Origin of the sequence: Empedobacter sp. GD03797, assembly GCF_029842105.1 — a bacterium.
In the GTDB taxonomy this organism is placed as follows: Bacteria; Bacteroidota; Bacteroidia; order Flavobacteriales; family Weeksellaceae; genus Empedobacter; species Empedobacter falsenii_C.
In genome coordinates, this window is sequence record NZ_JAOCFS010000046.1 from 1 (window position 1) to 12652 (window position 12652).

6 protein-coding genes are annotated in these 12652 nt (G+C 32.7%); 5 read left to right on the forward strand and 1 reads right to left on the reverse strand.

The genetic code is table 11. From position 1 onward, the window contains the following. Positions 1-234: 234 nt before the first annotated feature. On the reverse strand, positions 235-1509 hold the full coding sequence (glyA, locus tag N5D90_RS16490) for a serine hydroxymethyltransferase (RefSeq protein ID WP_135834919.1): 1275 nt from the start codon (positions 1507-1509) through the stop codon (positions 235-237). 978 nt (positions 1510-2487) lie between these two features. Here glyA and N5D90_RS16495 point away from each other — a divergent pair. From N5D90_RS16495 to N5D90_RS16515, 5 genes are all read left to right on the forward strand, one after another. Continuing rightward, entirely contained in the window at positions 2488-3546 is a 1059-nt protein-coding gene (locus N5D90_RS16495) for an anhydro-N-acetylmuramic acid kinase (RefSeq protein WP_280063377.1), read from the forward strand. A gap of 85 nt (positions 3547-3631) precedes the next feature. Continuing rightward, a complete protein-coding gene (nhaA, locus tag N5D90_RS16500; protein ID WP_219035414.1) occupies positions 3632-4789 on the forward strand; it encodes a Na+/H+ antiporter NhaA in 1158 nt (385 codons plus the stop codon). Positions 4790-4885: 96 nt separating this feature from the next. Continuing rightward, positions 4886-6106, forward strand: coding sequence for a bifunctional folylpolyglutamate synthase/dihydrofolate synthase (locus tag N5D90_RS16505; protein WP_280063378.1), 1221 nt, complete (start codon positions 4886-4888; stop codon positions 6104-6106). Between the two features lie 170 nt (positions 6107-6276). Beyond that, positions 6277-7728 carry a hypothetical protein gene (locus N5D90_RS16510; protein ID WP_114997853.1) on the forward strand — a complete coding sequence of 484 codons (1452 nt, stop codon included), beginning with the start codon at positions 6277-6279 and terminating at the stop codon, positions 7726-7728. Positions 7729-7771: 43 nt separating this feature from the next. Beyond that, a complete protein-coding gene (locus N5D90_RS16515) occupies positions 7772-11701 on the forward strand; it encodes a carbohydrate binding domain-containing protein (protein WP_280063379.1) in 3930 nt (1309 codons plus the stop codon). Positions 11702-12652: the final 951 nt, after the last annotated feature.

A 12652-nucleotide genomic window follows, 5' to 3' on the forward strand; every position in this document is an offset into this window, starting at 1 on the left:
AGGATGATAATTTTTGTAATCATATATCTAATTAGAATTCTTATTAGTTCAATCTTATTATAAGTTAGAATGAAATAAATTATTTCCTCAAGACATTTCAATAAAAATATCAAGTGATTTTACCTAAAACCTAAGGAGGTTTTAATTAAAACGTCTCGACGTTTTATATCAAACAAAAAGTCCTAAGCAATGCTCAGGACTTTTCTATTGTTATAATCGAAACTTAGTTTCTACTTATTTCATTTGAAATAATGGGCGAGAAGACATAAACTCATTTACACGATCTGCAACTCCATCAATGATTTCTTCGTTATCAATATTCATTAATACTTCGTCAATCAAGTCAGCAACAGTTTGCATATCTGCTTCAACCAACCCACGAGTTGTTACAGCTGCCGTACCCAAACGAATCCCCGATGTAACGAAAGGAGATTTATCATCGAAAGGAACCATGTTTTTGTTACAAGTGATTTCTGCCAAAACTAAAGCGTTTTCTGCTTGTTTCCCAGAAATACCTTTGTTACGTAAGTCGATCAACATACAGTGATTATCTGTACCTCCAGAAACAATGTCATAACCTTTTGCAACCAATGCCGCAGCCAAAGCCTTCGCATTCTTCACAACTTGTACAATATAGTCCATATAACCGTCAGATAAAGCCTCTTCAAAAGCAACAGCTTTAGACGCGATTACATGCTCCAAAGGCCCACCTTGTGTACCAGGGAACACTGCTCCGTTCAAGATTTGAGACATCATTTTCACTTCACCTTTAGGAGTTTTTGCTCCCCAAGGGTTCTCAAAATCTTTCCCCATCATAATGACTCCACCACGAGGACCACGTAAAGTCTTGTGAGTTGTCGTCGTTACGATATGACAATGAGGCATAGGATCGTTTAAGATTCCGCGGGCAATTAACCCAGCAGGATGTGAGATATCAGCCAATAACAAAGCACCAACTTCATCAGCTACCTCACGAAATTTAGCATAATCTATATCTCTTGAGTAAGCCGAAGCACCACAAATTATCATTTGAGGCTTCTCTTTACGAGCAGTTTCTGCCATAGCTTCGTAGTCAATTCTCCCCGTCTCTTTATCCACTCCATAGAAAGAAGTTTGGTAAGTTAACCCAGAAAAATTAACAGGAGAGCCATGTGTTAAGTGACCACCGTGAGATAAATCGAATCCTAAGATTTTATCTCCAGGTTTTAAACACGCTAAGTAAACAGCCGCATTCGCCTGAGAACCTGAGTGAGGTTGCACGTTTGCATACTCCGCATTAAACAACGCTTTCAAACGATCAATTGCAATAGTTTCCACTTCGTCTACAACTTCGCAACCACCGTAGTAGCGCTTTCCAGGATAACCTTCTGCATATTTATTTGTTAAAACAGAACCCATCGCGCGCATTACGTTGTCCGAAACAAAGTTTTCTGACGCGATTAATTCAATTCCATTCAGTTGTCTTTCTTTTTCTTCTTCAATCAAATCGAAGATTACATCTTGTGCCATGTTTTGTTTGTATTAATTGTGTTTCAAATATAAGCTTTTATCATTAGAATTTCTAACTGATATATTCGCAATAACCTAAGAATTATCAAAACAATTTTTCTAATTATTTGGGCGTTCCCTTCGGGCGGGCTATTCGTTGCAATCTTTGCTTTGTAACTCCGCTATCGCTTCGTTCCACGCAAAGGATTTCCACTCCTATCCCTAACGCATCTCGAGTTGTGAGTAATAAGTTCTGAGTTTTGAGTAATAATATTTATACTTTTTTCAGAATCATACCTTATTAATAATTAAAAACCAATTTACTTATTCAAAGGAATTTCAAATGACCTTTCAATAAAAAGGCGTAAAAAAATGAAGAAATTCGAAGCGATAAAAAGATTTAACCAATAGGTTTTTAAATCTTTTCGCGCAGAATGAATCATTTTCAGCCGATTTATTGAGGTCTTGATTTGCTTGTGCTGAGTTTATCGAAGTATTGTTTCGTTTTTTCATCAAGGAAAAAATGAAAGAAAGTTTACTTAGTTATTGAGAATTTATTTCAAGAGTCCAATTAATAAGCATTTTGAGATTCTTCATTTCGCTACCGCTCCATTTAGAATGACACTGAAAAAATGAATTATCATTTCACTTGTCTTTCCGAGGTTTTCGAGGAATCTCTATCAAAATCATTCATAACTAATTTAAGAATCATACCTTATTAATAATTGAAAACCAATTTAGTTATTCAAAGGAATTTCAAATGACCTTTCAATAAAAAGGCGCAAAAAAATGAAGAAATTCGAAGCGATAAAAAGATTTAGCCGATAGGTTTTTAAATCTTTTCGTGAAGAATGAATCATTTTTAGCCGATTTATTGAGGTCTTGATTTTTTTGTTTCGTTTTTTCATCAAGGAAAAAATGAAAGATGGTTTCTTAGATATTCAAAATTTCTAATTTCTAAACTAACCAATTACCAAATTCTCTCATTAAATTTACAGCATGAAAAACCCTACTTTTTGCATTGGTTTGATGTCTGGAACTTCGTTAGATGGTTTGGATATTTGCTATGTCCAATTTGATGATAACCAACTTTTCGAAATTTTACATGCCGAAACTATAGATTATTCATCCGATTGGCGAACAAAACTAACAGAAGCTTTTCAATATTCGGCTATGGATTTATGTCAATTGGATGTAGAGTTTGGTTATTTTCTTGGAGAACAAGTAAAAGAATTTATTCATAAAAATAAGATAGAAAAAGTAGATTTTGTTGCATCTCACGGGCAAACTATTTTTCATCAACCGCAGAAATCATTCACTTTGCAAATAGGAAATGGTGCAGCAATTGCGTCGCGTTGTCAACAAAAAGTGGTGTGTGATTTTAGAACACAAGACGTTATTTTAGGAGGACAAGGAGCACCTTTGGTTCCGATTGGGGACGAATTATTATTTTCTAACTATGATGCATGTTTAAACCTTGGAGGTTTTTCTAACATTTCGATGAATAGAAATGGAAAACGAATTGCATTTGATATCTGCCCAATCAATATTGTCTTGAATCATTTTGCAAAACAACTCGGTTTTGAATTTGATAAAAATGGAGAACTAGCAGAACAAGGACATATTAATACTGTATTAGTTGATGAATTAAACCTTTTGAATTATTATCATCAACCTTTCCCAAAATCATTAGGTTTTGAATGGGTAACGAATGAGTTTTTAACAATTGTTGATAAGTACGATATTTCTATTGAAGATAAGCTAAGAAGTTGTGTGGAGCATTTCGTAATTCAAATTAAGAACACCTTTTCATTATACGATATCAACAATGTGTTGATAACTGGAGGAGGAGTTCGAAATTCATTTTTTATCAATCGTTTACGAGAATTATCAACTGTTGAAATCATCATTCCAACTGATAATTTAATTGATTTTAAAGAAGCTTTAATTTTTGCATTTTTAGGATACAGAAAATTTACGAATCAAATTAATTGTTTAGCTTCAGTAACTGGTGCAAGCAAAGATCATTCTTCAGGAATTATCTATAATCCTATTTAAAGAATTTTGAATTAAATAATACCACCAGATTAAAATCCAATTATTTTAACTTGTGTATATTTACAGAAATTACAAATAAAAAAAGATGATTTCTAAACTATTTCAAAAATTTATTCATAGCCAAACTTCTGGCGGAATTACCTTAATTTTCTGTACACTATTTTCGTTAATTGTTGCCAATTCAATGTTTGCTGACTCTTACCAAGGTATTTGGCATTTGGATCTATTCGGGCATTCTTTTGCACATTGGATCAACGATGGATTAATGGCTATTTTCTTTTTCTTAATCGGATTAGAATTAAAACGTGAAATGCTAATTGGAGAACTTTCCAATGTGAAGAAAGCTATTTTGCCCATTTTTGCTGCAGTTGGAGGAATGTTAGTTCCTGCTGGAATTTTTGCTGCTTTGAATTATGGAACTGATACCATTAATGGATTTGGAATTCCAATGGCGACAGATATTGCATTTGCCGTTGCAGTGATTACAATGTTAGGGAAAAGAGTTCCAATGTCTTTAAAAGTGTTTTTAACGGCACTTGCAGTAATTGATGATTTAGGTGCTATTTTGGTGATTGCATTATTTTATCCTAATCCTGAGTTACCTTTTGACATTACTCAATTTGGGATTGCAATGGGTGTTTTAGCTTTATTATTTGGGTTAAATCGAATGAAAGTGAATTCAATCATACCTTATATAATTGGTGGAATTATTGTGTGGTGGTTTATGTTACACTCAGGAATACACGCAACAATTGCAGGTGTTTTAGTGGCTTTTACAATTCCTTTTAATAAAGTTCAATCCAAATCCCTTTGTGCTAAAGCAGAACACTTTTTACATTTACCAGTCGCCTTCATCATTTTACCATTATTCGCTTTAGCAAATACAGCAATTACTATTGATGGTGGAGGATTCTCCCATTTTAGTTTCCCGTTAGCAGCTGGAATTTTCTTAGGTTTAGTAGTAGGTAAACCAATTGGTGTAACCTTAGCGACTTTTATAGCTGTAAAATTGGGATTAAGTGAATTGCCAACAGCTGTAAACTTTAAACGTGTTTTTGGAGCAGGAATGTTAGCAGGAATTGGTTTTACAATGTCTATTTTCGTATCGATTTTGGCGTTTAAAGATCCTGATTATGTGAATGAAGCTAAATTAATGATTCTTGTAGCTTCGGTAGCTGCTGCAGTTTTTGGATTCTTTTATTTAAAAAGAACGTTAACGACTCGTCAGGATTATTCAGATTAATTGAACAAAATATTCATCATATCAAGTCGATTTTTTCTTCGGAAGAAATCGACTTTTATTTTATCCCTGCGTATCTTCGTATAAATTTTTGTACAAATGAGAACGTATCAAGAAACCATTGATTGGTTATTTTCTAATTTACCGATGTTTCAACGTGTAGGAGCAACTGCATTTAAAAAGGATTTAACGAATATTACTGAATTATGTGAATATTTAGGAAATCCTCAAAAGAAGTTTAAAACGATTCATATCGCAGGAACAAACGGTAAAGGAAGTACGTCTCATATGTTAGCTTCAATACTTCAAGAAGCGGGATACAAAACTGGTTTAACAACTTCACCACATTTAAAGGATTTTCGTGAACGAATTCGTGTAAATGGCGCAATGGCTGATGAAGAATTTGTGATTGACTTTGTAAGTAAACATGAAAAAAAAATCATCGATCAAAAAGCGTCTTTTTTCGAAATAGCAATTGCGATGGCTTTCGAATATTTTGCACAACAAAATGTAGATATCGCAATTATAGAAACTGGTTTGGGCGGACGATTAGATTCAACTAATATTATTTTACCAGAACTTTCTGTGATTACGAACATTGGTTTAGACCATACACAATTTTTGGGTGATACGTTGGATAAAATTGCATTTGAAAAAGCTGGAATAATCAAACCAAATACTGCGGTTGTAATTGGTGAAACAACAGCCGAGACAAAACCAGTTTTTGAGCAAGTTGCAAAAGATAGAAATGCTGAAATCATTTTTGCAGAAGAAAAACATTTTCAAGATTTACCTTCAGATTTGAAAGGTTCTTATCAAATCAAAAATAAACGTACCGTTTTAACCGCTATTGAACAATTGCAAAAACAAGGTTGGACAATTTCTTCTGAAAATATTACAAATGGCTTATTGAATGTTGTAAAGAATACAAATTTACGCGGACGTTGGGATATTTTAGGACAACATCCATTAATTGTTGCAGATACAGCGCACAATCCGCATGGTTTAGCAGAAGTTTCGAAACAAATAAATGAACAAGCGTACAATCAATTACATTTAGTTTTAGGATTTGTGAATGATAAAGATGTTTTATCTATTTTAAATTTCTTTCCTAAAAAAGCAACCTATTATTTCTGTCAACCAGATGTTCCTCGAAAATACGATATTGACGACTTGTATAAAATCATACCAGAAGATATTACCGATAAACACTTTTTTGATACTGTAGAAAAAGCATTAATTTCTGCAAAATCAAATGCAAAATCAAATGACATGATTTACGTTGGAGGTAGTACATTTATTGTTGCAGAAGTCATCTAATTATTAAAATAATAATATGAAATAAATCATGTTAGACTCCGCTTGAATAGCGGAGTTTATATTTTTTATAACCTATAACAATTATTGTTTCATGTGTTAAATATTTGCAATTCAGAATTTTGAATGTATTTTTTTACTAAATTTAAGATGGTTTGGTTAATACAAAAAATATGAAAAAAGTTTTATTAGTTTTTACACTTATGGCAACTGCTATATTTGTAAAATCACAGGTAGGTATTGGTACTAATAGTCCTAAAGCTACCTTGGATATCACGGCTGCAAATTCCTCAGGAACATCTGCAACAGCAGAAGGTATAATAATCCCTCGTGTAGATAGACAAAGGGCACAATCCATGCAAAATGTTGAAAAATCTACAATCATTTATGTAAATAATATTACGACTGGTACTCAAACAGGAACAGCCATTAACATAGATACCGAAGGATTTTACCATTTTAGCGGAACAGCGTGGATAAAATTGCCAGATGCTGTGCAGACGTTAGAACAAACATATTGGAAAGCCCAAGCTCTCTCAACATCGCCAAAGAACGGAGATGTGCTAAATAAAAGTGCAAGTTCATCGGAGTTAGTTGATGTAGATATTTACCAGAAAGGGAAAGTAGGAATTGGTTATAATTCAAATTTTGATATTGATTTTGAATCAAATCCTACACAAAAACAATTAGAAGTAGGAGGGGATTTTAGAGCTGTATATTCTGTTCCTGGCGCTTTGAAAACTGATCCTCCAAAAAGATACTTAGGTATTGAAACGAATAGTGGTACAATGCCTTCGGGATTTTCAAGTAATGGAAATTTATTTTATTCTTCTAAAAATAAAAATATAAATGATTTTATGACGCCTACTATTGATGCCGAAGGAAATTTAATTATACAAGATAACGGGGGTATCGCTCTAGTAAGTAGGAAAGGAGCGAGTAGTACTTTAAAGTTAAATTCTCTAGATGTTAAAGAGGGAATGATTTCTTTTGGTATGGCTTCCGGTTTTCAGTCTGCATTCTATGATAAATATGTAAATGTAGAACTAACTTTAGATGGATTTAGTGTAATAGATTGGCTTAATACTGATGCTCAGTTTGGTTTAGATTTTACGAAGAAAAAATTTTATATAGGAGATTTTAGCTTGAATAAAACGCATTATTATTTTCCTCAAACACGTCCAACAAAGGATAAACAAATATTAGAGTATAGTCAAGCTACTGAATCGTTAGAATGGGTAGATGGAGGTTCAAGCTCAGCTTCGCCAAAATTTTTCTATATGCCATCAATCGTTTTGCCAACAACTGCTTCAGGAGTTACCGATTATGTGACATACAACTCAGCTGATGGAACTTTTTCTGTTGATTTATATGCTATTTACAAAGCTCAATTCGATGCTCCTATAAAGAGTTCTAACGGAACTTCAACTGGATTAGCAGGTTTTGTGTTAGCAAGAGATAAATATGAATATCATATTATTTATGCAGACAAAACTGTTTTTCCACATGCAAATATTGTTTTTTCTACAACAGCAGGAGAAGAAGGTAAATTTACCTACAAAGTAGATCCAAATGCAATTGTTAGAAATGGGTCTTTTATGAATATTGTATTAAAGGTTAAGTAATTAACAAAAGTTAATCAGTTTAATTAATCTTAAAAAATACAATATGAAATTTAATATAAAAAAATATTTATACAGCTTCTTTGCTTTTGTTGCATTTCAACAAGCAAGTGCGCAAGTTATATTTAAGGAAGATTTTGGGCAAAGTTCTGTAAGAACAATTTCTCCTTATGTACCGCAAGGAGGAGTAGATGCTAGTTTAGGGAAATTTAAACATGGTTCTAGTTTTTATTACGCAGCCAATACTTATTTCACTTCAATTCCTGGTACCTATACTTCGCTTAAAACAGCAAATACAGATGTACACGTTGTTAATGATGGTTATTATACAATTGTTAGCCCAAAAACTGTTTACAATTTTGCTAAACCAAGCGGTGGAACAGATTGGGATGGTAATTGGTGGGCAAAAATAGCTGACCATACAGGAAATGCCAATGGTTCTGTTATGATTGTCAATGCAGGCCAAGTTAAAAATCAATTTTATAGACGAGCAGTTACATTAGAAAAAGGTAAAACGTATAAAATTTCAGCTTGGTTTTATGGAAGTGGAAGTGATAAAATGGGCGTAATGTTTCAAGCGCAAAATATTGCAACAGAGGCAGAGTTAGGAAAATCATCTACTTTTAGTTTAAATAGTACAGCTAATCAATGGCAAAAGAAAGAATGGAGTTTTAAAATTCCTAATACAGATGGTTGTGGTAATATAGCAGTTGCACTACGTAATATGCTTGCTGATGATCAGGGAAATGATCTTTATATTGACGACATCGTTTTAGAAGAGGTTGTAGATCCTACAGCTCCAGAAATAGGTTGTGGAAATTTAGCAAACTTTGATGATTTGATAAAACCTGTGGATGATGTCTACAAATGGGGAACAGGAAATTATATGATTCATACAAATGATAAAGTTTCTGTAAGCAATACGATGGTGCCTATCGTATTATCAGGAACATCGAAAAATGCAACTATTTCTACTATTGGGAATTGGCCAACAGGTATTACATTAGATACAACTACTGGAGAAGTAAAAGTAGCAGCTGGAACAATAATGCCAACGGCTCCGTTAGAATATCAAGTATGTAGTTTGATTGGTGTTTGTTCTAAAGCAACTGTTACATTTATTCCATTGCAAGAGAATTTAGCGCTTACAGGATCTGTAACAAACCAATGTGATTATGTTGGGACAGCTTTGAATTCAAAACCCAATGAATATACTTTAACCATTACTAATAAGTTGTCTGTTCCTTTTATTGCTTCTGCTGACGAAACGTTAGAAGTTAAATTTACAATAAATAATGGAACTGGAGCGAATGCTAATAATTTAGATACGCCAAGTTATTCAGCAAATTATAGTAATTATGATACTAAATGGGACTATAAAACAACAACTAATGTTTTGCCAATTTATAGTATACATTCTTTTAAATTAAAAGTAGGTCAAGTAATTCCAGCTAATGGTAGTATACAGTTGAAATTTATAAAGAATTGGACGGCACTTGGTATTACTCAAGGTTTAAGTAAATCATTAGATATTAGCTTGGATGTAGTTAATAAAAGTCAAACTAATATTGATACTGATTTAAGCGATAATAAATTATATATTTCAGTTTTTGATGCGGTAAATTCAAATAATGTCCCAGACCTAACAACAAAAGTAAGCCAATATCAAGTAATTACAGTTGGTGAAGCAGCAGGTTTAGGATCTAATACAAAGGGATATACTTTTTTTACAAAGATTAATGGAGTAGAAACGGAGATTCCTTCTAATTATTTGATTCCAACAAATGACAAAGGGGTTTCATTTAGCTTTTCTTATAAAAGTGAATGTAAAATTTATAAAGCAACAGTTAGTGTTCCTGTAGGTTTTGATAATCCAGGAACCATTTCTACCAATTCTTCTACAGCTCAGAGTTCAGCTAAAGGTTGTTATGGTAGTCCTTTTATTGTTTATGGATTAACGCCTGCTGTTGTTTTACCTGTTAACCCAATAGTGTATTCGTGGGAAGTTAGTAATGATAATGGAGCTACTTGGTTAGCGGTAGCTAGTAATGATTTAAATTACACAAACGCTACAACTGCTTCATTGACAATAGTTAGTTTGGTAAAGAATGTAAAAGTTCGTCGTGTAGCTAAAATTAATTCGTCTATAACAGCAGATAATGTAACATCTGTATCAAACGAAGTAGAGGTGCTTGTAACAAATAATGTAATTTCTGTTCAAAATAATATTTCAGATTTTAGTATTCCTGTTAACGGGAAAATTACCATTCCATCTATTACAACTTCAGAAGTTAGTACGATCGAAATTAAAGATCATAATGGTGTTGTAAGAAATGTTGGTGATGAGGTTTCTTTTAATACAGAAGGAATTTATACAATAACAATAAAAGCAACTACTACGGCAAGTCCTTATTGTGTTACTACAAAAACAATTCTTGTTAATGTATACAATTTAGGTGCTTGTAATGAAATTCGTCAAAAAACGATGGCAAATAGAAGTACATGGAGTACAGTTCCAGTATTAATTATTCCAGGTTGGGTAACGAGTGAAGCAAATGCTGTTGATACTGATTTATCTACTTACTCTACAATTACAATTCCTGTAGGACTTTTAGGTCTAGGAACAACTTGGCAAAATTTATTCTTCGATCATGTTGTACCGGCAGGAACGCCTGTTACAATAAAATTAGGACAAGAATATAGTGCAGTACAAGTTGGAGGAGGAGTTACTGTTCAAGCATTAGATGCAAATGAAAAAACAGCTGGGCCTCTTTTAGCTGTTGGTGACGGAGCGTTATTAGACCTTTTAGTTGGTGATAATGTGTTTGAGTATACTTTCATTCCAAAAGATAATAAAGGAAATCCTATTGCTTATAAAGGAGTAAGAGCTGTTGTGGTTAGTACAGTTGCTGTAGCGAATAATGCTAAAATTTTTGGAGCTTATTATGATAAGAATGTAAGTTTTTCGGGACAAAATCCAACATGTACGAATGGTATTCCAAATACAAAAGTTGCAGCTGGCGCGTCAAAACCAGGAAGTTCAACTTCTTACCCTTATCCACATACAGAAGTTACTTTAAATCCTTTAGTTGATGATGTAACTTGGGGAGTAGAAGATATTGGTTTGGGAGTTGCTAGTTCATTAGCTTCAGTTGTATATCCATATTTAGCAGTAGATAATGATATTAATACCTTTGCAATTTTTAATAAATCAGTAGCTGCATTAAATCGTCAAAAGTTAACGGTTAAGTTTAACCAAAATGTACGTCCAGGAGATCAAATCCGAATTTTAATGGGAGGTTTCGAAGTTCCTGTGTTGGATCTAAGTTTATTAACAGATATTAAAATTCAACGATACAAAGGTAACGTTAAGGTTGGTCAATTACTTAATGGTAGCCAATTCAAAATATTAGATTTAAACTTATTAGCTCTTTTAGGAAATGTTGGAGACAGAAAAGCACTTATTGTTGATGCAATTAACGAACCTTTCGATAAAATAGAGATGAGTTATTTGAGTACCGTACAAGTAGGTTTATTAGGAGATTATACATATGTTTATGACATTAGTATAATGCCTACAATGAAATTTGAAGGACAAGATTCTACAAACGCGACAGCTCTTTGTGCATCAGATTTTCTAAAAGTTACAAAAGTAGATAATTGTACAACTTATGATGTGTCTATGGCTTATGCAACAAAAGAAAAATTTATCGATGTAGATGGTGTTGAGAAAGATAGAGTAGTTTCTTTTACGGATATTCCAAATTCTATATTAAAAGAAATAAAAGATGATGGAAAATTCATTTACTATGAATTTAACTCATTACATACTAATTATGCCAACGATTTGTACATAAAAGTACAAACCAAACGTCAAGGATGTAATTATTCAGAACCAATGTATCTACCAATCAAACTAATTAACTGTTTAAATGGTATTGTGAATCCAGTTCTTAAAATGAGCGCATCTAAATAATTAACAATACTTAATGCCATATTTAAAGGAAGACTTTTTTAGTCTTCCTTTTTTTTTTAGCTTAAATTTAGACTCTATCATTATTAATTTTAATTGATAAGCAAAAACATGCATGTCTTACAATTTTTTCAAAAATCTCTTCAAAAACTATATTACACCCAGTTTTGTCCTGCTGAACTTGTTTCAGCATCACATATAGAATAATAAATGATAAGCTTTTACTTTATCAAAGAGTTTTTTATGAAAGCTTAAATTATAATATTTTCTAAATCCGTTTCAGTGTCACATCCATTTTATTATTAACTATATTGAATAAACTATTCTCGCTTCGCGACAATTCTTCCCGAGTCGATAACCACAAAGTATCTGCTGTTGCTTTGCTTAATTCAGCAAACCAACACCGTCTAATCATTCCTTGCTGTAAAAACTATTCCGCCCAGTCCTGCTGAACTCGTTTCAGCATCACATCATGAAACTATCCCCTCGAGGGGATTATAGGGGTGTTATCTAAGTTGTGAATAATAAGTTCTAAGTTTCGAGAAACAAAAAAAGTATGCTATCTATAAACAGATGATTTCCTTTTTGAATTATTATAAAACTTCTTCACAAAACTATCTCCATCCAGTCCTGCTGAACTCGTTTCAGCATCACATTCTAAATAATGTAAAAGAACAATTTTCTTTATAATAGTGATAACCTTTCTTAGGTAAATCTAAAATCGTAAATCTAAAATCCTCCTTTTTCTGTCAAAAATATCAATCTAAACTACAAATCTTCTTCAATTTTTCATTTTTCACTGATCGTTTTTCTCTATTTCGTCTGCCGTTTAGCGTAAACCGTCAAACATTTCAAAAAATATTTCCCATCATACCAATCACTTAAGAGAAGAATGTAAAATAAATGTAAAGATGGTTTGGAAAAACGAATAATGCAGGCGTATATTTGCAACCT